The organism is Streptomyces sp. NPDC087420, assembly GCF_044744165.1.
Classification (GTDB): Bacteria; Actinomycetota; Actinomycetes; order Streptomycetales; family Streptomycetaceae; genus Streptomyces.
The window spans coordinates 354,184-379,016 of sequence record NZ_JBIUXU010000007.1; the positions used below are offsets into that span (position 1 = coordinate 354,184).

At 70.7% G+C, this 24,833-nt stretch carries 25 protein-coding genes, 1 pseudogene and 1 riboswitch; of the genes and pseudogenes, 10 read left to right on the forward strand and 16 right to left on the reverse strand.

Annotated elements, in window-relative coordinates; translation table 11 throughout:
• Nucleotides 1-127: 127 nt before the first annotated feature.
• Nucleotides 128-1,093 (reverse strand): YihY/virulence factor BrkB family protein, encoded by a 966-nt coding sequence (locus tag ACIO1C_RS16875; protein WP_401863876.1) that lies wholly within the window; start codon nt 1,091-1,093, stop codon nt 128-130.
• Nucleotides 1,094-1,217: 124 nt separating this feature from the next.
• Here ACIO1C_RS16875 and ACIO1C_RS16880 point away from each other — a divergent pair, with 124 nt between their 5' ends.
• Nucleotides 1,218-1,388, forward strand: coding sequence for a hydrophobic protein (locus tag ACIO1C_RS16880; RefSeq protein WP_307711549.1), 171 nt, complete (start codon nt 1,218-1,220; stop codon nt 1,386-1,388).
• A 78-nt stretch (nt 1,389-1,466) separates the two neighbouring features.
• On the opposite strand, the gene ACIO1C_RS16885 is transcribed toward ACIO1C_RS16880, so the two are convergent.
• The 10 genes and pseudogenes from ACIO1C_RS16885 to ACIO1C_RS16930 all read right to left on the reverse strand — a co-directional run bounded on the left by ACIO1C_RS16885 (nt 1,467) and on the right by ACIO1C_RS16930 (nt 9,502).
• On the reverse strand, nt 1,467-1,733 hold the full coding sequence (locus ACIO1C_RS16885) for a MerR family transcriptional regulator (protein ID WP_401864154.1): 267 nt from the start codon (nt 1,731-1,733) through the stop codon (nt 1,467-1,469).
• A 290-nt stretch (nt 1,734-2,023) separates the two neighbouring features.
• The gene (locus tag ACIO1C_RS16890; RefSeq protein WP_401863878.1) at nt 2,024-2,755 is read right to left on the reverse strand and encodes a transglycosylase SLT domain-containing protein; all 732 of its coding nucleotides are present in this window, start codon (nt 2,753-2,755) and stop codon (nt 2,024-2,026) included.
• Nucleotides 2,756-2,759: 4 nt separating this feature from the next.
• Nucleotides 2,760-2,917: riboswitch (cyclic di-AMP (ydaO/yuaA leader) on the reverse strand.
• 590 nt (nt 2,918-3,507) lie between these two features.
• Entirely contained in the window at nt 3,508-3,822 is a 315-nt protein-coding gene (locus ACIO1C_RS16895) for a hypothetical protein (protein ID WP_401863881.1), read from the reverse strand.
• Nucleotides 3,819-4,934 carry an RHS repeat domain-containing protein gene (locus ACIO1C_RS16900; protein WP_401863883.1) on the reverse strand — a complete coding sequence of 372 codons (1,116 nt, stop codon included), beginning with the start codon at nt 4,932-4,934 and terminating at the stop codon, nt 3,819-3,821. The genes ACIO1C_RS16895 and ACIO1C_RS16900 overlap by 4 nt, the downstream gene beginning before the upstream one ends.
• Nucleotides 4,935-5,240 (reverse strand): hypothetical protein, encoded by a 306-nt coding sequence (locus ACIO1C_RS16905; RefSeq protein WP_401863885.1) that lies wholly within the window; start codon nt 5,238-5,240, stop codon nt 4,935-4,937.
• Between the two features lie 34 nt (nt 5,241-5,274).
• Entirely contained in the window at nt 5,275-5,625 is a 351-nt protein-coding gene (locus ACIO1C_RS16910; RefSeq protein WP_401863888.1) for a hypothetical protein, read from the reverse strand.
• Nucleotides 5,626-5,656: 31 nt separating this feature from the next.
• Nucleotides 5,657-5,848, reverse strand: a pseudogene (locus ACIO1C_RS16915) (VCBS repeat-containing protein); the annotation flags it as partial.
• 474 nt (nt 5,849-6,322) lie between these two features.
• Nucleotides 6,323-7,678, reverse strand: a complete 1,356-nt coding sequence (locus ACIO1C_RS16920) for a M14 family metallopeptidase (RefSeq protein ID WP_401863891.1) — start codon at nt 7,676-7,678, stop codon at nt 6,323-6,325.
• A 133-nt stretch (nt 7,679-7,811) separates the two neighbouring features.
• Complete coding sequence (locus ACIO1C_RS16925; RefSeq protein WP_401863893.1) at nt 7,812-8,738, reverse strand: DUF3048 domain-containing protein; 927 nt, start codon at nt 8,736-8,738, stop codon at nt 7,812-7,814.
• Nucleotides 8,739-8,857: 119 nt separating this feature from the next.
• On the reverse strand, nt 8,858-9,502 hold the full coding sequence (locus ACIO1C_RS16930; RefSeq protein ID WP_401863895.1) for a CoA-transferase: 645 nt from the start codon (nt 9,500-9,502) through the stop codon (nt 8,858-8,860).
• Between the two features lie 104 nt (nt 9,503-9,606).
• Between ACIO1C_RS16930 and ACIO1C_RS16935 the strand changes: the two genes are divergently transcribed.
• Nucleotides 9,607-10,185, forward strand: coding sequence for a hypothetical protein (locus ACIO1C_RS16935; protein ID WP_401863897.1), 579 nt, complete (start codon nt 9,607-9,609; stop codon nt 10,183-10,185).
• A gap of 78 nt (nt 10,186-10,263) precedes the next feature.
• Here ACIO1C_RS16935 and ACIO1C_RS16940 read toward each other — a convergent pair whose 3' ends face one another.
• Complete coding sequence (locus ACIO1C_RS16940) at nt 10,264-10,680, reverse strand: peptidase inhibitor family I36 protein (RefSeq protein ID WP_401863900.1); 417 nt, start codon at nt 10,678-10,680, stop codon at nt 10,264-10,266.
• On the opposite strand from ACIO1C_RS16940, the gene ACIO1C_RS16945 reads away from it, so the two are divergent.
• The gene (locus ACIO1C_RS16945) at nt 10,679-10,810 is read left to right on the forward strand and encodes a hypothetical protein (RefSeq protein WP_401863902.1); all 132 of its coding nucleotides are present in this window, start codon (nt 10,679-10,681) and stop codon (nt 10,808-10,810) included. The two genes, ACIO1C_RS16940 and ACIO1C_RS16945, sit on opposite strands and share 2 nt — an antisense overlap.
• Nucleotides 10,811-10,902: 92 nt before the next feature.
• Here the strand turns inward: ACIO1C_RS16945 and ACIO1C_RS16950 are convergent, their stop codons facing one another.
• From ACIO1C_RS16950 to ACIO1C_RS16960, 3 genes are all read right to left on the reverse strand, one after another.
• Nucleotides 10,903-12,183, reverse strand: a complete 1,281-nt coding sequence (locus ACIO1C_RS16950) for a sugar efflux transporter (protein ID WP_401863905.1) — start codon at nt 12,181-12,183, stop codon at nt 10,903-10,905.
• 90 nt (nt 12,184-12,273) lie between these two features.
• Nucleotides 12,274-13,458 (reverse strand): glycosyltransferase family 2 protein, encoded by a 1,185-nt coding sequence (locus tag ACIO1C_RS16955; protein ID WP_401863908.1) that lies wholly within the window; start codon nt 13,456-13,458, stop codon nt 12,274-12,276.
• Nucleotides 13,459-13,575: 117 nt separating this feature from the next.
• Nucleotides 13,576-14,493, reverse strand: coding sequence for an aminoglycoside phosphotransferase family protein (locus ACIO1C_RS16960; RefSeq protein ID WP_401863911.1), 918 nt, complete (start codon nt 14,491-14,493; stop codon nt 13,576-13,578).
• 206 nt (nt 14,494-14,699) lie between these two features.
• On the opposite strand from ACIO1C_RS16960, the gene ACIO1C_RS16965 reads away from it, so the two are divergent.
• The 3 genes from ACIO1C_RS16965 to ACIO1C_RS16975 all read left to right on the forward strand — a co-directional run bounded on the left by ACIO1C_RS16965 (nt 14,700) and on the right by ACIO1C_RS16975 (nt 19,487).
• Nucleotides 14,700-17,909 (forward strand): amino acid adenylation domain-containing protein, encoded by a 3,210-nt coding sequence (locus ACIO1C_RS16965; RefSeq protein ID WP_401863913.1) that lies wholly within the window; start codon nt 14,700-14,702, stop codon nt 17,907-17,909.
• A 106-nt stretch (nt 17,910-18,015) separates the two neighbouring features.
• Nucleotides 18,016-18,441, forward strand: coding sequence for a RidA family protein (locus ACIO1C_RS16970; protein WP_401863916.1), 426 nt, complete (start codon nt 18,016-18,018; stop codon nt 18,439-18,441).
• A 44-nt stretch (nt 18,442-18,485) separates the two neighbouring features.
• A complete protein-coding gene (locus tag ACIO1C_RS16975; RefSeq protein ID WP_401863919.1) occupies nt 18,486-19,487 on the forward strand; it encodes an alpha/beta hydrolase fold domain-containing protein in 1,002 nt (333 codons plus the stop codon).
• A 105-nt stretch (nt 19,488-19,592) separates the two neighbouring features.
• Here ACIO1C_RS16975 and ACIO1C_RS16980 read toward each other — a convergent pair whose 3' ends face one another.
• Complete coding sequence (locus ACIO1C_RS16980) at nt 19,593-20,831, reverse strand: helix-turn-helix domain-containing protein (RefSeq protein WP_401863922.1); 1,239 nt, start codon at nt 20,829-20,831, stop codon at nt 19,593-19,595.
• A gap of 321 nt (nt 20,832-21,152) precedes the next feature.
• Between ACIO1C_RS16980 and ACIO1C_RS16985 the strand changes: the two genes are divergently transcribed.
• The 4 genes from ACIO1C_RS16985 (at nt 21,153) to ACIO1C_RS17000 (ending at nt 24,676) form a co-directional block, all read left to right on the forward strand.
• Nucleotides 21,153-21,398, forward strand: coding sequence for a hypothetical protein (locus ACIO1C_RS16985; protein WP_401863924.1), 246 nt, complete (start codon nt 21,153-21,155; stop codon nt 21,396-21,398).
• Nucleotides 21,399-21,657: 259 nt separating this feature from the next.
• Nucleotides 21,658-22,722: a glycosyltransferase gene (locus tag ACIO1C_RS16990; protein ID WP_401863927.1), complete on the forward strand. Its 1,065-nt coding sequence runs from the start codon at nt 21,658-21,660 to the stop codon at nt 22,720-22,722.
• Nucleotides 22,723-22,812: 90 nt separating this feature from the next.
• Complete coding sequence (locus ACIO1C_RS16995) at nt 22,813-23,616, forward strand: phytanoyl-CoA dioxygenase family protein (RefSeq protein ID WP_401863929.1); 804 nt, start codon at nt 22,813-22,815, stop codon at nt 23,614-23,616.
• A 25-nt stretch (nt 23,617-23,641) separates the two neighbouring features.
• Nucleotides 23,642-24,676 (forward strand): polysaccharide deacetylase family protein, encoded by a 1,035-nt coding sequence (locus ACIO1C_RS17000; protein WP_401863932.1) that lies wholly within the window; start codon nt 23,642-23,644, stop codon nt 24,674-24,676.
• Nucleotides 24,677-24,833 lie beyond the last annotated feature (157 nt).

Consider the following 24,833-nt stretch of genomic DNA (forward strand, 5'->3'; position numbering starts at 1 on the left):
GGCCCCTCCCGGCCCGGAATAAGGCGGCGGCCCGTCCGCGGGGCTTGGCCGGGCGGGCGGTGCGGAGCGTTGGGAGGCGCGAGGCGTCGCGGTGTCCGGCACGCCACGGTGATCCAAACGACAGGCCCTATGGTCCGGAACCCGGGTCCGGGTGGACCGCGTCCGCGATCCCCGCCCTCGCGGCCTCCAGCTGGGCGGCGAAGGCCACCCCCAGGAAGAGCGCGATCCCGGTGAGATTGGCCCAGAGCAGCAGGGCGACGAAGGCGGTGAGGGGCCCGTACACCGCTCCGAACGATCCGCTCCGTTCGACGTAGAAGGCGAGCAGCCAGGTGGCCACGACCCAGAGCACCAGATGGACCGCCGAGCCGAAGGCCAGCCAGGTGTAGCCGGGCTGGTCCCTGCGCGGGGACCAGCGGAAGATCACCGCCGAGGCGACCCCGGCGAGGGTCACTCCGACCGGCACCTCCAGCGGACCCCACCAGTCGAGCCACTGCCGTGACCAGCCCAGCGCCTCCACGACCGAGTCGCCCACCGCCTCCCCCGCGACCAGGACCAGGAAGCCCAGGGCCATCGGCACTCCCGCGCCGAGCGCCAGCAGCAGACCGCGGGCGTACTTCGCCGGGAAGGGGCGGTCGCGCTCCACGCCGTAGATACGGTTGCAGCCCCGCTCTATCTGGCCCATGGCGGAGGCGAGGTTCAGTACGGCGAACCCGAGCCCCACCCAGATCGCGACGGCGCCCGAGACGTCGGCGCCCGCGCTGCGGCGGGTGCCGTCCAGGGCTTCCTGGACCACGTCCGCGCTGGCTCCGGGGACGATCCGGGCGAGGGTCAGCTCGATGATCCGCCCGATGCTCTCGGTGTGGACGGTCGCCGTCACACCGACCAGCGCGATGGTGAACGGGACCATTCCGAGGACCACCTGGAAGCCCAGCGACCTGGCCTGGCTGAACCCGTCGGCGTACCGGAAGCGGGCGAAGGCGTCCAGGAGCAGTTTGCGGCCCCCGTAGCGGCGCAGCGCCATCAGCGCCTCGTCGCCGGACAGCTCTTCCCCGATCATGTCCCGCGTCTGCGGAACGTGCACGACGGTCCCCATGCCCCCCACTTTCCCACTGCTTCGCGGGCGTTTCGGCTGCCCTGTGATCGGCACGAGAAACGTGCCGATTTGTACGCGTGAACGGATTTACCGAGGGCACACGGCTGCTCGGAGGTTGATAACTATGGTTCCCCTGCTTCTCGTTCTTCTGCTGGCCCTGATCCTTTTCGGTGCCGGTTTCGCACTCAAGGCACTCTGGTGGATCGCCGTCATCGTGCTCGTCGTATGGCTGCTGGGCTTCGTGGTCCGGCCGGCCGCTTCGGGCGGCAGGCGGGGCCGGTGGTACCGCTGGTAATGCCGACGACGTGGTGACGTGGTGACCGAGCGGTCATGCGGTGGGCCCCGACCTTCGTGGTCGGGGCCCACGCACGATTCAGGGGGAAGTCTCGGACGCGGAGCGCAGCTCCTCGTTGATGCGCCGGGCCTCTTCGAGCTGGTCCTCAAGGATCACGATGCGGCACGCGGCGTCGATGGCGGTGCCGCCGTCGACCAGCTCCCTGACCCGGGAGGCGAGGCGCAGCTGGTACCGGGAGTAGCGGCGGTGGCCCCCGTCGGAGCGCAGCGGCGTGATCAGCCGCGCCTCACCGAGGGCGCGCAGGAACGCGGGGGTGGTGCCGAGCATCTCGGCGGCCCGGCCCATCGTGTACGCGGGGTAGTCGTCGTTGTCCAGGCTGTCGGTGAGGCTCCGGTTCTTCGGGTTCCGGCTCTCGTTCCCGGGCTCGCCCTGGGGCTTGTTCACACCCCGGACTCTAACCACACGAGGAAATAATGTCTACTGCGACCATAGTAGATTTTCGCTCATCCGAGCAGGAGGTAGCGGACACGCGCGTGGGCCCGCTCCAGGGATCGGAGCGGGCCCACGGGGGTGGGGGTACGACGGCCTGACGGTGACGCCGGACGGGTCAGTACGGGCCGGTCAGTACGGGCCGGTCAGTACGGACCGTTCACGTTGTCGATCGAGCCGTACTTGTCGGCGGCGTAGTTGCACGCGGCAGTGATGTTGGCGACCGGGTCGTAGCTGTCCATCGACGTACCGGACACGTGGTAGGCCTGGAAGGTCGGGTCGATGACCTGGAGCAGCCCCTTGGACGGGATGCCGGCGGCGGCGTTCGAGTCCCAGTTGTTGATGGCGTTCGGGTTGCCCGAGGACTCCCGCATGATGTTGCGGTAGATGCCGTCGTAGGTGCCCGGGATGCCATGGGCGGCCATGACGTCCAGCGACTCCCTGATCCAGCCGTCCAGGTTGTCGGTGTACGTCTTCGCCGCGGCCTGTACGGCGGTGGCGGCGCCGCCCGTCGCGGCCTTGGTGGCGGTGGTGGCCGCGGGCGTCGCGGCCCTGCCGCCGAGGGTCAGCCGGAGACCGGGCCGGATCACCGACGGGTCGGCGCCGACGGCCTTCCGGTTGTCCTGGTAGAGCTTCTTCCAGCCGCCGCTCAGGGAGTGGGTGCGGGCGATCTTGGCGAGGGAGTCCCCGGCGACCACGGAGTAGGTGGTGACACTCTTCTTCTCCGCGGTGACGGCGGCGCTGGTGCCGGTGGCGGCGCTCGCGGTGTGAGCGGCCACCAGCGGAAGGGCGAGCGCGACACCTCCGGTCCCCACGGCGACAAGGCGCCGGGCGAGCGGACTGATCCTGGAACGACGGTGCTTACCCTTTATGGGCATGACGAAATCCTCTCCGTCGCCTGCGAGGTGAGCTGTCGGGTTCGAGCTGGAGATGCCCGGCCGCATTATCAGTGCGACTTCACCCCGAGCCGGTCCTGTGACGGATCGGCGACTTACCTGGGTCCCCCGCTCCTGCCGTACGTGAGTGGGTGAGTGTGTATCCGGACAGCGGCAGGATTCGGCGATCCACCCGGAGTGGGGTGAACGTAAGCGAGAACGCCTGGCCGAAACAAGTCCTGAATTCACACCGAGATCTCATCCGCGAATCAGGTCGGCCATAACCAGGCATGCGGACCCGACACCGGGGAACCCAACTTTCCCTGCACGCGGGGGAAGTGACCGACAGGCGGAGAAACGCACCGGCCCGACGACGTGACGCACATCACCGTTTGCGCGGAGGGCCCCCTCCACAACACCACCCACACCGGCCCGGGTCCGACATGTCGGACCCAGGTCGCACGCTGTGGATCAGGCAGGTCCCGCGTCCTCCACCACCAGCACGTAGTCGGGAACGCTCTCCGTGCCGCGCACCCGCCGCTCCCCTCCGCCGGGGACGCGCGCACGGTTCGGAACCAGTCCATTCAGGCACGAATCACACCAGAACGCGACCGTTCCGTCCGCGTCCTCCGGCGCGCCGACGACAAAAATCATCCTCAACGCGTGCGAACGGCAGTGGGGACACGTCAGGCCGGGCACTGCGGAAGGACGCCGGTAGGCCTCCTGGTACGCGTCCGTCCACGCCTCGAAACTCGTCACTCCAGACCCTTCCCGGTGGTGGCCCACCATTTGTCCTCGTGTGCCTGAGCGGCCGCTTCCCGAGCGTTGCCCGAGTCATACGTCTTTGGATACCCCATCCCCGAACGGATCTGGTCCACATGGAACCGCTCGTGAACGAGGGTGCGCGCCAACTGCTGTTCATTGCGGAACGCTTCGCGCGTCAAAGTGACGCCCTGGTCGGGTGCCGTGGAACCGTAATACCCGATCTTCCCCTTGTCGATCTTGATTTTCACGTCGGAGATGTCGACCCCGTATTTCTGGGCGACCTCGCAGACGCATTCCATCGTCATCGGGAGTTTCTTGCTCCCACCCGTGCCCGAGGCGCCCTTGCGCAACAGTTCGGATTCGCCCTCGTCCGCCTTCTTGGCCTTCTTGACGGCTTCCGCCGCCCTTTTCTTGGCCACGGCCAAGGCGTCCTGAGCCCTCGCCAGACCGTCCTTCGCCTTGGAGACAGCCTTGTTGGCCTTGTACAGATCCTTGACTCCGCCGACGAGGTCGCCGACGCGCCGATCACCCGTTTGGCCAGTCTGGCCCCCTTGGCCCAGTCCGATGGAGCGCCGTACTTGGCGAGGATCTTCCCGGCGAGACCGCCGGCGAAGCTGCCCGCGATGTTCAGCACCGTCTCGCCGCAGGAGCCCAAGTCGCCGGTGGAGATGCAGTCGAGCGCCGCGTCGACGCCGAGGATGTCCCGGACGATCTTGACCAGGGCCTTGCCCGTCGACTTGATGCGCTGCTTGGCGGCACTCTGCTGACCCTGTGCGCCCTGTACGGCGGAGGCCGCGTCGTTCGCCTTGTTCTGGGCGTTGTCCACCGGGTCCTGCTCACTGCTCGGCACCGGGAAGCCGCCCCGGCACTCGATCAGGCCCTGCATGCACTCCGGGACGATCATGCCGCTCGGGTCGGCATGGGTGACCGGGCTGTTGTTCGCGTAGGCGTAGCCGTTCATCTGCTGCGGCTGGGTCGGATCGATCAGCGGGTCGACGGAGATGAACTTGCCGATGCCCGCGTCGTATTCACGCGCGCCCAGATGGGTCAGACCGGTCGACTTGTCCATCGTGCCGCCGACGTAGCCCTTTTCGCCGGGCCACGTGCCGGTCGCCGCGCCCCGCTCGACCCCGTACGGGTCGAAGCGACGCCGGGAGACAGCTCCTGTCGCGGCGTCGACCGCCAGTTCGCCCGTGCCGTGATGGTCGGCGGCGATGAAGGAGACCTTGCCGTCACCGGTGCGGACGGCGACCGTCTGTCCGGCGTGCGAGTAGTAGCGGGTGGCTTCCTTCTTGGCGCCGTCGGCGGAGAGCTTCAGCTCCGTACCGGGCAGGTACACCGTCGTGCCCGAAGGGTCCTTGCGCTGGACCCGGTTGCCCCCCGAGTCGGGGTCGACAGTCCTGGTCGTCCGGCCCAACTAATCATATTCGTAGCGCCACTTGTTCTGCTGCGCGTCGGTGACCGGCTCCAGCCTGCCCTGCGGGGTGTACGTGTACTTCGTGACGTCGTAGCCCAGCAGCGGGTTCGGGGAGTCACCCCGGTAGTGCCAGATCTCCGAGGTGTTGCCCACCGCGTCGGTGATCGTGGTGGTCGGGACGCCGCCCTTGGGCGGGTCGACCGTGGTGCGTTCGCCGTCGTAGGTGGTGGTGGTACGCCACTGCTCGACGCCCGAGACCGCCATGACCTGCGCGGTGGCGCGGCCCAGGCCGTCGTATTCGAGCACGCTCTGCGCGCGCCGACCTCGCCGTTGTGGACGATCAGCAGTTCTTCCCGGCGGCGACGGCGTAGCCGACCCAGTCGTCCGGCTCGTATCCGCCGCCGAGTTTGCCGTCGGCGCCCTGCCGGAATCCGATGGTGCCGAGGGCGGGTGAGGCGACGCCGGTCGGCGAGCCGTAGACGAGATGGACGAGCCCGGCGTCCCTGATCGTCCTGTCGGGCAGGTTGATGTCCTCGTACGGGATGCCCACGGCGATGTCGCTGCATCCGTCGAGGTTGGCGTCGTACACGGCGAACGAGAAGCCGAACTGGTCGCCGGCCTCCGCGCTGTCGGAGACGTTGGGCGAGTCCTGCGACAGGACGAAGGTGCCCTTGCCGCCGCCGTACGACATGGACCTGCCCGGCGCGCTCCTTCCCCGAGACGGTGGCCTCCGGGTCGGCGATGGCGACATCACGAATGCCGTCGCCGTTGAAATCGGACTGCGTCGTCCCCGCGCAGACCGCGGCGACGGCGGCCGGCGGCCCCGCCGTCGCTTCCTGAACCGGCACGGACAGGACGGCGGCGAGCCCGAAGGCCGCCACCCCCCGGCCCATGGGTCCACCCACAAGCGGCATTGCTCTCCCCCACCCCTGTGCGGTCCGCGCCCGGCTGGTCGGGCCGGCGAACCTCTGACAACCGGTCGGGGAATCGCCGCACCGTACGGGACGGCGAGTCCCCACGTCAGGCCGGGAAATGGGAGCCGGGCTCGGCGACAGGCCGCTGGGCGCGCACCGCTACGCAGCGCGTGAAAAAGCCCCCGCTTCCCCCGTCACTCTCAGCTGTCCAACCCCACCCCACAGCCACGAGACGCGGTGCCGGACTGTTCCACGAGCCCCCGACCTGCACAAGAACACATGTCCGACATCACCCGTCACGCCTGAAACACGTCTTCGTCACATGGGGTACATGCAAAAAACACCGCTTCGCCATAGAACCGCCCTGAGCGCCGGACGCACGCGACCGCCGCGACACGGCGGGGAGAGACCGTGGCGCGGCGGCCGGGGAACGAGCGTGGATCCGGCGCGGATCAGATACCGATCAGACCCCGATCAGGCGCAGTACTGCGCCTGTTTGCCGATGGACCGATACATGCAATCGGCGTTCTCGACGAGTTGGAGGACCGCGTCGCGGTTGCGGGACGTCTCCCGTTCGATCACCTCGTCGGGCGGGTAGAAGCCGCCGCCCGAGGAGCTGGCCGGGTACATCTCGAAGGTGTAGCTGAAGATCTTCTGGGTGCCCCACAGCCAGTCGTCGATCGAGCCGTCCGTGATGTACAGGTCGCTCGACTGCTCGGCCGTGTACCCGTTGCTCGCGCCCATCTTCCGGCCGACGGCGGCGAAGGCGTCGCGGTCGTCCTGGGTCAGTCCCGGCGCGGTGTCGGCGTTGGTCCAGCCGTACGGCCAGAGCACCAGCTGGCTGTACGTGTGGAAGTCGATGGCCGCCTTGATCTGCTGCTTGCCTCCGACGACGCGCGAACGGACGAAGTCGGCGACGACCTTCACCTCGGGGGCCGACTCGGCGGCGCGGCCGCGGTACGTCTCGGAACTGGCCGTGCCCGAAGAGCCGCCGCAGCAGCCGAACTTGTAGTCCCAGTTGCGATTGAGGTCGGTGCCGATCGCCGTCGAACCGGTGTTGGGCTGACGGTTCTTGCGCCAGCTGCGGTACGAGCCGGAGGCCACGTCGTACTCGCCGCCGTCCGGGTTGAGGTCCGGCACGATCCAGATCTCGCGGTTGTTGACGGCGCTGGTGACGCGCGAGTCGGAGCCGTACCCGGCGCCCAGTTCCCGTATCAGGTACAACGCCATCTCGACGGTGAGGTGTTCACGCGCGTGCTGGTGGTGGGTGAACAGGATCTCGGGCTCGCTCTCGTCCGTCGCGACGTTGTCGCTGATCTTGACGGCGATGATGTCCCGGCCCTGGTAGGTCCTGCCGATCACCCGCTTGGACATCAGGTTCGGGTACTGCTGGATCCGCTGGTCGATCTCCGTGTTCATCTCCGCGTAGTTGTGGTACCGGGAGTCCGCGGAGGGGAAGTCGAAGGGCGCGACGGCCGATCCGCCGCTCCTGGCGGGCGGCGCGGGGAGCGCGGTGAGCTGGTGGCCGAGGGCGCGGAGGCGCTTGGCCTGGGCGGTGTCGGCGCTGACGACCACCGCGTGGTCGTCGACCTCGTCGATCGACACACCGGTCGCGAGGAGGGCGGTCCGGTCGGCGACGGTGGAAGGACCGTTGATGGTGTACTGCCGGATCACCTCCTCGGCGGCGGCGGCCGGGGCGAGGTTCTTCGCGCCGGGCGCTCCGGAGGACGTCGCGGTGGCGGTGAGCGGCGCCGCGACGGCGAGCGCCACCAACGCCGCGAGGGTGGCGGTCTTTCTGGCGGTCTTCCTGCCGTGGATGCGTAGTCGCATGCTCTCTCCTGCTCGCGGGGGAAGTCTGGGGGTCTCCCCATGCGACGCATCGTGGGACGCTGGCATGAACCCGTCAAGGTACGGTCTTCGGCCACCGCTTTCCGGCGATACGGGGCGTCACGTCGCGGACGGGTCAGGCCGGTTCGAGGACGATCCACGTCCGGCCGGGGTGCAGCCGCATCGTCGTACCGCTCCCGGACCCGCCGTCCTGCGTGTACGTCGTGCCCGCGCCCTCCGAGGGCCTGCTCCACCGCACGGTGTACGACCGGCCGTCGCGGAGCACCACACCGGAGCCGCTGCCCACGGTCTGGGAGAACGGCACGAAGCCGGTACGGCTCCGGAAACGCGACTCCTTGACCTTCACCCGCTGGACGATCACGTTGTCGGCCGTCCAGGGGGACTTCGTACCGTCCAGTGCGACCGTGTACCGCGACCCGTCCCAGGTGAAGGTGAAGCGGGAGTGCGGCATCGAGGCCGTGGTGGTGGTGTTGGCCGTCCCGCCGGACGGCGTCTTCGCGGAGAAGCGCAGCCCGATGTCCTTGGCCTCGCCCGCACCGTCGGTGAGGCCCTTGGGATGGATGAACTCGTTGTGCGGGACGGGCCGGTCGGGGTCGCGGAAGAAGGCGCTCGTCCCCGTCCTGGCGACGATGTCCGAATCCTCCAGCACGGGCAGCAACCGGCTCTGCGCCCCGGAGAACGCGAGCGCCGGCCGGTTGTACTCGGCGAGGATCTGGAGGTCCGTCTCGCGGGCGCTGCGCACCGGGCCGATCGTGTCCGGCAGGTGCGTGCTGTCGAACACGGCCATGAGCCGTGAGAGCCCGCCCTCCACCTCGATGCCGTACACGAGGTCCGCGCTGTTGAGCCCGACCTGCGGGCGGGCCGCCGCCACGTTGTCGACCTTCACGGCGAGCACCCGGCCCGCGCCGCCCTTCTCACCGGTGAGGACGGAGGTGGCCGAGTCCCCGCTGCCGCCGTCACCGCCCGAGGACGAGCAGCCCGCGGCGAGGGCGACGACCAGCACTCCCGCCACGCCGGTCCCGAGCACTCTTCGACTGTCCACTGACGCTCCTCAGGTTCGTACGGCCGCCCCCTCCCGAGGATGATGACGCGCCGGCGGCGGTTGAGCGGGGAGCAACGCCCTAGGGGGTGGCTTTGTCGGCCTGACCGGCAAGACATCCCCTACCGAGAGGCGTGGGCCGGGAGGACGCGGTCCACGTGGATGCCCGGGACGTCGACCTCCGAGCTGTGCAGTGGCCGCTTGTCCATCGCGGACGTCTGGACGAGGGTCAGGCCGCCGGCCTTGGCCATCCTGGCGTCGGTCCCCGCCGGGCCGGAGTCGAGGACGAGGTTGCCCGCGCTGTCCACCCGTACGGCCCTGATCAGCGCGGCGTCACAGCGCAGCGCCTCCTCGCGCCGGTACTTCGCGCGACCCCGCGACGGCTGTGAGGGCTGCGACGGGTCGTCGTCGTCCGGGCCGACCGGGGCGAGGAAGGCGGCGATGCTGGCATCCGCCGCCTCCAGTCGCTCGTTCAGATCCGTCGGGGGCAGCCACCGTACGGTGATCTCCCCCGTGAGGTCTCCCGCCCGCCCGCCGTCCCCGGCGCAGGTCAGGCGGGCCACGCCACCGGATGCCAGCAGGGTGCGTACGGGGCCGCTGAGCAGCACGGCCTCGGAACACACCACGTGCAGGCCGGTCAGACCGGCCTCCCGGACCGCGTCGACCAGCGCCCACGGCAGGGTGTCGGCATCCTCGCCGCCGATCGCCACCGCGGAGCCGTGGGCGATGCCCGCCACGGCGGCGGCACCGGAAGCAGCTCTTTCCATGCGTCCAGTACACCACCGCCGGTCCCGCGCCACCTGGGGAGCGAGAGCGCGGGCCGTCTTCGGCGAAACGGTGCGGAATCGGGCTCCCTGTACACTCCGCGATCATGGTAGGCGAGAATTATCACGATTTTTTCCTCGGCTCGGCGAGTGCCGTCGGGGCATTGATCGGACTGTTGTTCGTCGCGATCTCCGTGTCCCCGAAAGCGGTCACCGGCAGGTCGGAACACCACAAGGAACGGCTGAAGGCGGCCACCGCGATGTCGGCCTTCCTGGACGCGCTGGTCGTGTCCATGGTCGCGCTGATGCCCGGGGACAACCTCGGCACCGGTTCGTCGATCATGGCGATCGCCGGGATCTTCTCGACCGTCGCTCTCGCGGTGACGGGCCTGCGCGCGGGAGTCACCCGGGACCCGGCCCGCGCCCTGTTCCGCTGGTCGCTCCTGATCAGCGCTTTTCTCGGCCTCTACATCGTCCAGTTGGTGAGCGCCCTCCAGATCAACGGAACCGCGTCCGACGCGACGCACGTGAAGACCCACTCCATTCTGGTGATCATCATGTTCATCATGGGGATCAGCAGGGCGTGGGAGCTGGTGGGAGGCAGTTCGCCCCGGTTGATCGCCACCTTCAGCCATCCCGGCACGGCGGAGCCCGCCGGCGGGGACCAGCCCGGTGACACGGCGTGAAGGACGACGATCCGCGCGGCCACGGTCCGGACCGATCCGGACCGTGGCCGCCGCCGTACCCCACGTGACGGGAAGAGGTCAGAAGACCCGCACACTCACCGCGCTGACCGTGAGGGGGCTGAGGCTTCCGCCGACGTTCAGTGAGGCGCCCGTGCAGTTCTCGCCCGCGTAGAGCGTCGCGGCCCGGGAGTTGGTGTTGACGGCCGAGAAGGCGCGGCCGGCCCAGCCGTGTTCCGCCAGGCTCACACAGGCGCTGGTCGCCGGGGGGAGGGCCTGGACCGTGAACCGGGCGCCGGCGTAGCCCGCGCCCTCGAACAGACAGAGTGTGTTGCTGAATTCGCAGGAGCCGGCCGGGGCCGCCTGGCTCGCCGGGGCCGCCTGGACCGTACCGGCACCCGCCGCGAGGAGAAGGGCGGCTGCCGCCGTGACGGACAGGGCGCCGGGACGGCCGGGACGCTTGGTGCCGAGGCGGGTGAGAGCGCTGAAGGAAAGCATGGTGGTGCCCTTCTGTGAGGAGTGTGTCGGTGTGATCGGTGCGATCGGCGTGGTCGGTGTGATCGGTGTGGTCGGTGTGGTCGGTGTGATCGCCGCGGTGGGTCTCGTCGCGGTTCCGCGTGTGAGGTGAGGCGCTGTACGGGGGTACGGGGGTACGGGGGTACGGGGGTACGGGGGTACGGGGGTACGGGGGTACGGGGGTACGGGGGTACGGCGTCGTGATCAGTCGGTGGGCCCGGTCCCGCCCGCGCGACTGGCGAGGAGCACCGCGGCCAGTCCGGTCAGCGCGGCGCAGACCCAGAAGACCTGGGTGTAACCCGTCCAGGTGGCCACCGTCCCGGTGACCAGGCCGCCGAGCAGCGTGCCGGTCTTGAACGCGCTGGAGTAGAGGGACGAGGCCACGCCGAGCCGGGAGGGCAGGCGGTCCTGGAGGATGACTACCGGGATGCTCAGGACCACGGCGGTCCAGAGCGCATTGGGAATCTGGAGCAGGAGCAGGGCGGCCCGGCCGGACGCGAGGGGCAGCAGACAGAAGAAGACGGTGGCCAGCGCCGAGGCCGCGACGACCAGGCGGCGCTTGCCGAGCTTCTCGGACCTGGCGCCCACCCACACCAGGGCGGGGATCTCCAGCGCGGCGCTCAGCCCGAGGAGCCAGCCGACGAAGCCCTGGCCCAGGCCGAGGTCCCGGGTGACAAAGAGCGCCAGGTTGATCTGGTACATCATGTTGGCCGTCAGCAGCAGCACAACGGCCGTGAGCAGGGCCGCCGTTCCCCGGTCGAGTCCGGCGAACGGGTTGCGGGGGGAAGAGGGGGCCTCGGCGGGCTCACCGCCGTCCGTGCCGTCGGCCGGCGCCGGCCGCGTGGCGGACGGCAGGCCCCACCGGCTCAGCGCCGAGGCGACCAGCGACAACGCGGCGGCCGCCAGGTACATCGCGGTGAAGCCCTGCCGGGCGATCAGGGTGAAGGCGAGCGGGGGCCCGATCACCCAGGACAGCGAGGTGATCGAGCGGAGGAAGCCGGTGAAGAACGCCGCGCCCTGGCCGCGGGTGTCGGCCAGTTGCCTGCTGTACGCGAAGAGCTGGGCGAAGCTCGTACTGCCGACGCCGAAGCAGCACACCCCGGCGACCAGCAGCAGGTAGTAGTCGCGCAGACCGGCGTAGGACAGCCCCCCGATCGCGAAAAGGAGCGTGCACAGGGCCAGCAGGCGCCTGCGGTCCCGTACCCGGTCGGAGAGCACACCGATCACGAGGTCGACGCCGATCTCACCGACGGCCCGCCCGGCGAAGAACAGGCCGATCATCAGCGGGGTCGCGCCCACCTCGTCGGCGAGGAAGAGACTGGCCGAGGTCGAGACCATCGCACCCGACACCCCGACGGCTCCGGTGACCCCGACGAGCCGGCCGATCGCACCTTCGCGGAGGAAGGCCCGACGGGCGCCCTTCGCGGCGGGGGACGCGGACGAGGCAGCGGAGATGTCGGTGGTCGGATCGGGTTCGGCAGTCATACCGGCTCTTCCTTGGTCCGGCCGCCGGGGCGGCAGCGGGAGACGCGACAGCGGGACACACGATCCCACTCCGGCAACTGTGCTCTCCTGTCAGCCCCGTTCACCGCCGGCGGGGGTGAGAACCTTGTGCGCGACCCGCTCCGCCTCGCGGAGGACGGCCTCCCGGTACCGCTCGCTCAGGGCGGTGACCGTCGGCAGGACGCGGCACTCCTCGACGCTCTTGTCCCCGTAGGGGAGCGCGAATCCGGCCAGCGGCACCACGTCGAGCGGCGCGCGCGGATCGAACAGCGCGTCGGTCTCCGGGGAGGGCAGGAGCGCCCCTCCTTCCGTCACGGCACCGACCACCAGGCCGGTCCTGCCGTTGATCGTGCCGCGTACGACACCGAGCGCGCGTCCTTCGCCGCCGGCGGCCCCGGCGAGTTCGCGTGCCACGTCCGGGTAGATCCGGTCCGTCTCCAACCAGCCGAAGACAAGAGCCAGTTCGAGATCCAGGCGCGGCCACTTGTCGAGGTAGTACCGGTTGTTGACGTGGGCCGTGGCGCCGTTGGCGGAGAGATCCCGCGCGTGGGGCAGGTGCAGTCCGACGACGTCCTCGCGCAGGACGATCGGGGTCCCGGTCGAGGCGACCCGGAATCCCCACTCCTGGTCCTCGGGCCCCCATCCGTCGAAGCCCTCGTCGAAGAGGAGTTCGTGGCGGTGGAGCGTGGCGGCGGACAGGGCGAGGAAGCCGCCCCGGGCGAACACCCAGGGGAACCGGGCGATCGCCGACGCGTAGGCGGGCGACCAGCGTTCGTCCAGGACGTCCGTCGTTCCCGCGTCGAGTGCGGCGAGGGCCTCGCGGTAGTGGCTGAACGGCAGCGCCTCGACGGCGTCCACCTGGCTGTCGACCACCTCGTCGTAACCGATCATCTGGCCCACGACACAGATGCTCTGACCGTGCGCGTAGTGCCGGTCGTACAGGTTGCGCAGGCAGTTGGGGGGCAGCACCATGTCCGCGTCGAGGAACACGTACACCTGTCCCGTGGCCTGCCTGATCGCCAGGTTCCTGGCGCGGCTCAGGTTCCACTTCTCGTCCGACATGACGGTGACGATGTCGAGCCGGTCCATGAACTCCTGGCAGGTGGCGACGTACTCCCGCGAGTACTCCAGCGCGCCGACGACGACCTCGAACTCGGAGCGGTCCATGGTCTGTTCGGCCAGCGCGGCGAACACCAGCCTGATGTTGTCCAGGCGTTGTTTGTAAGGGATCACGACACTGAACTTGGGGCGACCCATCTCTGCTCCTCGCGTGGCTGCCGGAGATCTCCCGGGGGGAGGTGGAGATAGTTTGGCACAATATTGCCAAGCTAGGCAAGTGCCGGGCAATTATCAGGGTCGCCCCTCATCACGCATCTACGCGAGATCCGCGACCAGTTGGTCCAGGACGTGCAGCGCGGCGGCCGCCCGTACGGGGTCCTGGTAGTACGGGTCGTCGGGGACGGGCAGCGAGCCCGCCAGCGCCCAGCCGCGCCCACGCGCCCAGGTCGCGTCGTCCACGCCGAGCGCCGCGCGGTAGACACCGCGCACCTCGTCGGGCAGGAAGTTCCAGGCGGGCAGCAGGTCCACGGCCGGATCGCCGGCGGCCAGCGTCCCGAAGTCGATGACCGCGCTCAGCCGGCCGCCGGCCAGCAGGATGTTCCCCGTCCCGAGGTCGCCGTGGATCCAGACCGGCGGCCCTTCCCAGGCGGGAGCCCCTAGCGCCGCCTGCCACACGGCGGTCAGCGCGTCGGTGTCGACCAGGCCCTTCATGGCCTCGATCTTGGGCAGGACACGCGCCTCGGACGCCAGGGAGTCCCGCTCGTCCCCCATGGGCACGCCACGGAACGCGTTGCTCCACTGCGGTCCCGGGGCGCCCGTGGCGTCGACCGCCTGGAGGGCGGAGACGAAGGCGGCCAGCTCGGTGGCGGCGCCGGCCGGGTCCACGAGGGCGGCGCCCGACGCGTTCTCCCCGGCCAGCCACCGGTAGACCGACCAGGAGAAGGGGTAGCCCTCCGCCGGCTTGCCCATCGCCAGCGGCTCGGAGACGGGGAGCGGGAGGTGCGGCGCGATGCGCGGGAGCCACTCGTGCTCACGCTCCACCTGCCCCGCCCAGCGCGGGAAGCGGGGCAGCCGTACGGACATGTCGTCGCCCAGCCGGAACGTCGCGTTGTCCATGCCGGGCACGGGGATGGTCGCCAGGGGCAGGTCCGCCCACTGCGGGAACCGGTCCGCGAGCAGCCGGCGCACGAGGGCCGCGTCGATGGGCACTTCGTCCGTACTGGTCGATGACACGCGTGTCTCCTCGGTAGGGGGCCTCATCCTGCCGGGCAGGACACCGCCCATCAACTGGGGCCGCCGAGGCCGCCGTTCGCGCCCGTTCCGGCCCTCCACAAGACATTGCCAAGCTAGGCAACATTATGACAACCTATCACCTCACCCATTGACATCCGTACGGCCTCCCGGCCGTGCGCCGCCAGCATCCAGGGGAGTGGGACGGCGTGCAACCAGACCCGAAGTGGACCGCGGGACGGCCCGGCGCCACCCCCGACGAAGGCCTGCACGAGACGTTCGCGCGCACGGCACGGGCACGCCCGGACGCGGTCGCCCTGGCGGGGGCCCGCCGGAGCATGACGTACGGGGAGCTGGACCGTACCGCCGACGCCTGGGCCGCCCGGCTCGTGGCCGCCGGAGTCACGCCGGGCGCGTTTGTGCCCGTCCTGCTGCCCAGGGGACCGGAGTTGGTGGTCGCGCTGCTCGCGGTCCTCAAGGCGGGCGCGGCGTACGCCCCGCTGGACCCGGAGTGGCCGGCGCGCCGTCTGCGCGAGGCGGTGGCCGATCTGGAGGCGCCCCTCGTGGTGGCCCGTTCCGCCACCGGGATCCCCGACGGCCACGGCCTGCCCGTGTGGACGCCGCCCGCTGGACCGGTGACGGCCCCGCCCGGTTTCCGGGCCGCCGAGGTCGCCGGCACCGACCCGGCGTGTGTCTTCTTCACCTCGGGGACGACGGGCCGGCCCAAGGGGGTCGTGACGCCCCACCGGGCGACGGCCCGCCTCTTCGCACCGGACACCTTCGCGCACTTCGGCGCCGGTACGGTGACGCCCCTCGCGGCCCCGCCGCCGTGGGACGCGTTCTCGCTGGAACTGTGGTCCGCCCTGCTCAACGGCGGCCGCTCGGTGGTGGTCGAGGACCCGTACCTCTCCCCCGCGGCGCTGCGCGACGGGGTGTCGGTCCACGGGACGGACACGGTCTGGCTCACCAGCAGCCTCTTCAACATGATCACCGACGAGGACCCGGCGGCCTTCGAGGGCGTGCGCCAGGTCATGATCGGCGGCGAACGGCTCTCCACCGCGCACGTCAGGCGCTTCCTGCTGCGGCACCCGGCGATCGTGCTGCTCAACGGCTACGGGCCGGTCGAGAGCACGGTGTTCGCCACGACCCACCGCATCACACCGGCCGACTGCGACCTGCCCGGCGGCATCCCCCTGGGCCGCCCGGTCCCCGGCACGGGGGTCCATGTCCTGGACGGAAACCGGGTGTGCGCCGTGGGCGAGACGGGGGAGATCTGCGTCGCGGGGGAAGGCCTCGCGCTGCGCTACCTCGGGGATCCCGCCCTGACCGAGGCCGCGTTCACCGAGGTGACGATCGACGGTGAGGCCCTGCGCGTCTACCGGACCGGGGACCTGGGGGTGTGGGGCGCGGACGGGCTGCTGCACTTCCGGGGGCGGGCCGACCGGCAGGTGAAGATCCGGGGACACCGGGTGGAGCCCGCCGAGGTCGAGCGCCAGGTGGAGCGGAGCCTGCCGGCCGTACGGACGTGCCGCGTCCTGGCCAGGACGGATGCCGCCGGTACGGCACAGGAGTTGGTGGCGTTCTGCGTGCCCGCCGAACCGGGGGATCCGCTGGAGGGGGCGACGGCCGCCCTGGCCGAGGCCCTTGTCCCGTACCAACGGCCCTCCCGGGTGGTCGCGGTGGACGCCCTTCCGCTGACATCCCGGGGGAAGCTGGACGAACGGGCGCTGCTGCGGCTGGTGCCGGCCGCGCCGGCGGGCGGGGCCGGCGCGGACGCGGGCGGTGGGGACCCGGGAAGCGCGAGGACCGTACGTACGGTGGCTACCGGCGGCGCCGTTGGCGCCGGCGATCTCACCGATCTCACCGATCGCACCGATCGCACCGACCTCACCGACCTCGCCGATCCGACCGTACGGGCGGTCGCCGAGACGTTCGCCGCCGTGCTCGGCCGGGAGGATGTCCCACTCGACACCCCCTTCGTGGCGCTCGGCGGCACCTCGCTCGGCGCCGGCCGGGTCTGTGCCCGGCTGGCCGCGCGGCTCCACCGTCCGGTCCCGGTCGCCACGCTCTACGAGCGGCCGACCGTCGTCGCGCTGGCCGACTGGCTTCGCACCACCCCGCCGCCCGACGACCTGCCGGGGGCGCCGCCGGAGACCGGTGACACCCCCCTCACCCCCTTGCAAACCGTCTATCTGACCCGGCAGTTGCTCGCACCCTCGGACCTGACGGCACACTGTGTGCTGGCCTGGCTCGTGCAGGGGGACCTGGACACGGCGGCCCTGGAGACCGCGGTCGCCGAGACCCACCGACGCCATGAGTCCCTCAGCGCCGCGTACGTCCTGGACCCCGCGCCGTACGCACTGCTCGTGGACGCGCCCCCGCCCCCCGTCGAGATCCTGCCGTCCGAGCCCACCGCCGACGCCGCCGTCCTGGCGGTGCGCGCCGCGCTCTCCAGTCCACTGGACCCGGAGCAGGGCGAGATGTGGCGGACCGTCGTGGTCCCGGTGGCCGGGGCGCGGGCTTCGGTGTTCGGGGTCGTGGTGCACCACGTCGTCTTCGACGGCTGGTCGGAGTCCGTCCTCGCGCGGGACCTCGCGGCGGCGTACAACGCGGCGAAGGGCGGGGAGCGGATCGCCGAGCCCCTGCCTCCCTCGCTGGCGGCGATCCACCAGGAACGCGCGCGCTACCGGCGGCAGACCGCTTCGGCCGCCCATGAGGACTACGTACGGGGCGAGTTGACCGGCGTACCGGACCTGCGGTGGCCGGCCGGTCCCCCGGATCCGGCGGCCGGAGGACCCGGCCGCGTCGAGGTGCCGCTGTCCTCCGCCGTACTGGCCGGCGTGGACGACCTGGCCCGCGAGGCGGGCGTCACCCGCTTCGCGGTGCTGCTGTCGAACTGGGCGTCGGCCCTGGCGGAGGTGACCGGTCAGCGCGACTTCGCCGTGGGCGTCCCCGTGGCGCAGCGCGACGGCGCGCGGCTCGACGGTGTGGTCGGCTGCCACATCACCATGCTGTGCCTGCGGTTGCGTGGTGCCGCGCTGGATGGTGGTACGGACGCCGTCCGCGAGACCACGCGCATCACCGCGCGTACCGTCGCCGCGCAGGACGTCGCTCTCGGGGACATCCTCAGTCTGACGGGCCGGCCCCGTACCGGCCGGCCGCCGCTCTACCAGGTGCTGTTCGCGCTCCAGGACAACGCGGTCCCCCGCCTCGAACTGGCGGGCGTACGGACCGACTTCCTGCGCCAGCCGTATCTGGACCTCCCGCTCGAACTGCACACCGAACTGTGGCCGGACGAGCGGGGCGGGCTGCGGGTGGAGGTCTCCTTCCGCCCGGAGGCGGTCACGGAGACCACCGCCCAGGAAATCGCCAAGCGCTTCACGGACCGTCTGCGCAGCCTGTCGCCGGGCGTGGTGTGACGGTACGGCGTGTGGTGTGACGGTACGGGCCCGAGGACGACGCGGGACCCGGCACAACAGGCCCCGAGAACAGGTCGGGAACAACGGAAGGGTGAAGGACATGGTCATGAAACAACGCCGGCTCACACACATCTCGGCCCCGGAGGGCGTCGAGCCGAGTTCCGGCTACACCCACGTGGTGACGGGACCGGGGCGGCTGGCCGCGCTCGCCGGGCAGATGCCGTTCGACGAGAAGGGCGCACTCGTCGGTGAGGGCGACCCGGCCGCCCAGGCACGCCAGGTCTTCACGAACATGCGGGCCTGTCTGGCCGCCACGGGGGCCACCTTCGACGACGTCATCAAGCTGACGTACTACGTCACCGACGTGGCGTTCGTGCCGGCCGTCCTGGCCGTACGGGACGAGTTCATCGACACCGCGCGCCCGCCGGCCAGCACCGTGGTGCAGGTCGTGGCGCTGTTCCGGCCCGAACTGCTGCTCGAAGTGGACGCGTTCGCGCTGGTCGGTGACACCGTCGGCGCCGCCGCCCGCTGATCCGGGAAACCACCCCCGACACAACCACAGGAGCACCCACCACCATGACCGTCACCACACCACGACCCCACCCGTGCACCGGGCAGATACCCCCGTTCGACGGCGAGTTGGGGGCGCCGCTGCGCGCCATCCTCGCGGAGCTGCCCATGCCGCTGACCCCCGGGCTCGTCGCCGACCGGCGGCGCAGGAGCCTGCGCGGCCGGCTCTCCGACGACGAGATCCGGCGGGACGGGGCCTTCACGATCGAGGAACTGGCCGTGCCCGCGACGGCCGACGCTCCCGAGATCCCCCTGCTGCTCTGCCGTCCGGCCGGGACGGCCGCGCCGCGCGGTGTCATCTATCACACGCACGGCGGTGGCATGGTGGCCGGCAGCCACCGCAGCACGGAGCTGACGGGCGAGCTCAACCGGGCCGAGGAGCTTCAGCTCGCCGTGCTGTCCGTGGACTACCGGCTCGCCCCGGAGCACCCGGACCCGGCGCCGGTGGAGGACTGTTACGCCGGCCTCCTCTGGCTGGCCGAGAACGCCGGGCGGCTCGGGCTCCCGGCGGATCGTACGGTCGTCAGCGGCAACAGCGCGGGCGGGGCCCTCGCCGCCGGTCTCACCCTGCTGGCCCGGGACCGCCAAGGGCCGCCGCTGCTGGGGCAGTTCCTCCAGTTCCCGATGCTCGACGACCGGTGCGACAGCTTCTCGGCGCGGCAGATGGGCCGGGTGGGGCTCTGGGACGGGGAGTCCGACGCCGCGGGGTGGACGGCACTGCTCGGCGAGCGGCGGGGCACCGACGACGTCTCCTGCTACGCCGCGCCCGCCCGGGCGGGCGACGTCTCAGGACTTCCGCCGGCCTGGATCGAGGTGGGGTCCGTGGAGGCGCTGCGGGACACGGCCGTCGCCTACGCGTCCCGGCTCTGGCAGGCCGGTGGCGAGGCGGAACTGCACGTGTGGGCGGGCGCCTTCCACAGCTTCGACGAGTGGGTCCCCGACGCGGTCGTCTCGCGGACGGCGCATCTCGCGCGGGTCGGCTGGCTGCGGCGCGTACTGGCCCTCTGAGCACACTCATCCCCTCGTCCCCACACCCTGATGTTCCCGGTGTGGGGGCGAGGGGATCCGTTGTTCCCGGCCGTTTCCCGGCCGCCCTCGGGGGCTGTGCCGTCCTCAGCCCTCGGCGGCGGACCTGCGCTGGCGGGACGTCTCCAGCGCGCCCGCGAGGATGCGCCAGATGTCCGCCGCGAGGTCGATGTTCGACGCCTGCCTGGCCTGCTCGCCCAACTCCCTGAGCCGGCTCAGGCCCCGCTCCTCGTCGCCCTCCAGAAGCAGCAGCTGGCTGTCGAGGATGCTGAGCCTGATCCGGTCACGGTAGGTCATGCGCATGTCGTCGCAGTTGAGTTCGTCGTGCGCGGCGCGGGCGTCCTCGTACCGGCCCTCGTGGAAGGCGAGATAGGCCTGGAGCATCAGCAGCTCCTGGCGCATCACCGACGTACCGACCAGGGCGAGCGCGCCCTCCACCTCCTGGAGGTACGCGCGCCCGAGGTCGGTGAGCGGCGGCTCGGTCTGGAGGCAGAGCGAGGCGGTCGCCAGCCGGAGCCGTACCCAGAGAGTGAGGTCGACCCGGCTGTCCAGCTCGTTCATGGCGCGTTCGAGGAACTCCCGGGCCCGCTCGTGGTCGCCCTGCCGGAAACGCACCGTGGCGGCCGACCAGAGCGCCTCCGTCCGCATGACCTCAGAGCCGCCGTTCTCCACCAGGGTGACCAGTTCGTCCACGTGCGCCCTGGCGTCGGGCAGCCGGCCCGCCTCGGCCTCGGCCGCCACGAGCGTCTGCAACGCCGTCCCGACGTCGGAGACGGACAGCTTGCCCTGCGTGGCCAGCTGATAGGCGTGGGTGGCCATGTCGATGGCACGGGTCACCTCGCCCGTCGCCCTCAGCAACCGGGCGAGCTGGGACTGGGCCCTGCACTGCAACTCGGGAAGCGCCAGTTCGTCGGCGATCCTGACCAGTTCCTCCAGGGCGGCCCGCTCCTCGGCGTGCTCGCCGCGGCGCTGCCAGTGCCTGGAGATGATCCACAGGGCCTGCCAGCGCAGCAGGAGATCCTCGTCCTCCGCCTGGTCCAGCGCGATGATCAGGCGTTCGACCGTCTCGTCACTGTCGGAGGAGGTCGCGAGGGACAGCGCCTGGGCCAGCGAACCGCCGCTCGGCGGCACATCGAACGCCGACCGCTCCACGGCAAGTTTCTTGACAAGGTATGTGACAACACGCTCGGTGGGTTGTCGCGCACCGGACTCCAGTCGTGACAGGTACCCGGTGGAGATTTCCTCACCCGCCAGAGCGGCCTGGGAGAGCCGGCGCGCCCTCCTCAGCTCTTTGAGGCGACGACCGAAATAGGGCTGTTCCATCATGGCGGTCCCACTATTCACGGGGATCCAGATACACACGGATCCAGTTTTCGGCCGACGGTCGACCTCCTGCCTCAGCGTCTCAGACACCTCAGAAGAGTCACCATTATGCCTGACGGTCACTGTAACAACCACACTGCGTGCTGACAAAGTTCCAGACCGGTTGGCAATTGATCTCCCTGGGACGGGATCACCCTGAGTCACACTTTGGCAGATCCTAGGCAAGTACTTGCCAAACAGCTTTTCCAGTTACTAGCTTTATTCCTCGTCACCACCCGGCGTCGCAGCGCCGCCCGAGTCAGCCACGGATCCACTGGAGTTCCCATGCGCAAGTTCACCGGTACCTCGTCCACCTCGGCCGTCGCGGCGTTTTTACTGACACTGCCGGCCGCCACCGCTCTCCTGGCGCTTCCGCTCGCCTCCGCGGTGGCTGACATCGACTGGCCGGGGAACACCCTCACGGCTGTTTCCGCCTTCGACACGACGACCAACAGCATCGACTGGCCGGGGCCGAACCCCGTGGTCAACCCGGCCGGCGCCCCCGGCACGGACGACATCGACTGGCCGTAAGGCCCTGGCCGGGAGACGGGACCCCCGCCCGTTTCCCCCCCACTTTCCCCGTTTCCCCCGCCTTCCCCGCCTTCCCTTGCTTCTCCCTTGTTTTCCCGCACCACCCGGCTCCCCCAGTGCCGACCCGTCGAGGACTCTCCGGCGTCGCCGCCCCCCCTTCTTCCGGTGTGCCGTGCCGACCGCGCACACCGACCCGGCCGTACGAGGCCATCGCGGCGCGCCGCCCGCCCTTCACCTGCCCACCCATCAAGGAGCATCGATGTCAGCCGAGCAGCAACTCCCGGTGAACACCCCCACCGTCGCGGTGATCATCCCGGCCCGTAACGGCGCCGCGTACATCGACCGCGCACTGGCCTCCCTCGTGACCCAGACCGTCCCGCCGGACGAGGTGGTTGTCGTCGACGACGGCTCGGACGACGACACCTACCACCGGGCCCGCCGGTGGGTCGACCTGCTGCCCCTCAAGGTCATCCGTTCCGACCCCCGGGGTACGTGGCACGCCCGCCGCACCGCGATCGAGGCCACCGGCTCGGAGTTCATCCTCCAGCTCGACGCCGACGACACCCTGCTGCCCGGCGCGGTGGCCGGCATGACCCAGGCGTACGCGCGGCAGCCCGGACTCATCGCGCCCCGGCGGTTCCTGCTGGTGGAGGGCGAGACGGAGAACATCCCGCGCCCGGTGGTCGAGCGGCTGCCGGACTCCCAGGACCAGTACGTCTACATGCTGGTACGCAACTACATCGGCGTCGGATGCCTGTACAGCAGGAAGGACTACGAGGCGGTCGGCGGCTACCGGCCGTGCCGTTACGCGGAGGACTGGGACCTGTGGCTGCGGTTCGCCGCCGCCGGCATCCCGATCTCGCTGCCGGCGGAAGCCACGTACGTCTACAACATGCACAGCAAGAACATCTCCACCAACATCGACATCGGCGCCACCGACCTGGAGATCCTGCGGCGGTTCCTCGACGCGGGGACGGAGACCCACCGCCGTACCGCCAAGCTGGCGTTCCTCCAGCGCGCGGGCATCGACTACGTCGAGGAACTCGACAAGGCCACCGTCGCCGAGGCGTCGGTCGACCTGGCCGCGCTCGGCCTGGTCGAGGACGAACACCTCCAGGTCCGCAAGGACACCGATCTCGGGCATGTCCTCGTCGGCAGCTCGACGGCCGGCGACGGGCAGCGGCTCGTGGTCGTGTCGCCCGACGGGAGCGAGACACGGCTCCGTTCCCTCGTGGCGGCCGGCGGAATCCTGGAGGCCAACGAGACCGACCAGCCGTCCCTGCGCTGGGAGGGCTGCGACCTCACCTGGTTCGGCTGGCACTGACCCGAGCCCACCCGACCTCCCCTGCCCTGACCCGAGCCGACCCGACCCGAAAAGACCATCACAGACCAAGACAGAGCGGAGCCCGACCTCATGACGCTAGAGACACTGACCCTCGCCGCGCCGGCTCTGGACGGCGCCGACCTTGACCGCTTCGAGCGGCTGGGCTACCTGGTCCTCCCCGGTTTCCTCCCCACCGAACTGGTGTCCAAGGTCAAACCCGAAGTCGACAGCTGGGTGGACGACGGCCTGCGGACCCGGTCCATCGCCTCCGCGACCCACCCGGAGATCCACGGCGTCCCCCCGGTCATGGAGCTCGAACTCCCGGGCCACGGTGAGCTGATCAACCACCGGCCCCTCCTGTCGCTGCTCGCCCAGCTGATGGGTCCCTCGTTCGTCTTCCACCACCTGCACAGTGACCGCCAGGCCCCCGGCATCGCCGGAAAGTCCTGGCACCACGACTACGAGCAGACACCGCAGACCGACCGCGCCCACAGCATGATCCACGCACTGCACTACCTCGACGGGCTCTCCCCCGACACCTCCTCGCTGGTGGTGCTGCCCGGCTCGCACCACGAGGTGGCCGAGAAGACGGCCCGCGGTCACCTGGGGACACGCGAGCTGCCCGGCGAGGTGGTCATCGACCGGCTGCCGAGCGGGTCGACGGTGGTCCTGCACTCGGCGCTGTTCCACGCCCGCCGTCCCCGGCCCGACAGCCCCGGGAAGCCCCGCTACTTCGTCGACGCCTCGTACTGCCAGACCGGGACCCTCTGGCCGCCGGTGAAGCCGTACTGGCGCCACATGCTGCGCCGGGCCGGGGAGTTGGGGCTCGACGGCGGCGGATGGCCCGAGCTGTTCGCCGAGCGGCACTTCACCGAATACGTCAAGCCCGCCTGAACGGATGACATCGAGGGGGAACAGAATGCTGTACGCGGGAGTCGCCTGGAGCGCCGCCGGCTACGAGGTCGAGACGGTCGACGGGGACGGCCGGCGGATGACGTCCCCGGTGTCGTTCGACGCCCGGCGCGCCGATGAACTGATCGCCCACCTACGGGGGATGGGCCACCGGCTCGTCACCGTGGTGGACAGTACGAACGGGATACTCGACGGCCGGATGATGGCCGCGGGCCTGGACGTGTACCGCGCGGACCCCCATCTCCTGCCGTCCCGGCCGGTGTTCGGCTCGGTGGGGGCCGGGGAGCTGGCGCGGGTGGCGGCGCGGCGCGGGCTCGGCTCCCTCGCCAGGCTGGAGAGAAGACGCGGTACGCAGACCGGCCGGGAGGACCTGCTCGCGGAGTGGATCGCCTCGGCGACGGGCGAGTTGGCGGCGATGACGACGGCGGGCCTCTGTCTGAGCCACGGCCGGCGCGACCGGCGCGAGATCGCCCTGACCTTCGACGACGGTCCGCTGCCGCCGTACACCGGGCAGATCCTCGACGTCCTCGAACGGTACGGCGTACCGGCGACGTTCTTCTGTGTCGGGATGAACGCCCGCGCGTACGGCGAGGAGATCGTCCGCATGCGGGAGCAGGGGCACGGGGTCGCCAATCACACCTGGTCGCACCCGTTCCTGCCCGATCTGTCCCGGGCGCAGCTCGTGGAGCAGATCGACCGGACCGGGGAGGGGATCGCCGAGGTGGGGGGCGGTGCCGTGCCGACCCTGTTCCGGCCGCCGTACGGGTCGCGTACGCCCGAGGTGATGGGATGGCTGGCCGGGACCGACGCGAGGACCGTCCTGTGGGACGTCGCGCCGGACGACTGGACCATGCCCGGCGCGGATTTCATCGCGTCGGCCATCCTCGACCAGGCACGTCCCGGGTCGGTGGTCCTCCTGCACGACGGGGGCGGCGACCGGTCGCAGACCGTGGGCGCGCTGCCCGCCGTCATCGAGGGGCTTCTGGAGCGGGGATTCCGCTTCGTCCTGGTCGACGACATGGTGCCGGCCGCGGTGGTGTGACCGTCCCTGGCAGTCGTACGACCGTCCATGGCGGCCGTGGGGTCCGTGCACCCGACCGCCACGGGCGTGTTCTTGGTGTCACCCGTGTTCCCGCCGGCCCGGTGCCTCGTACCGGGCCGGCGGGCGCGGGCCTCTTCCCGATGCGGCGCCACGCGCC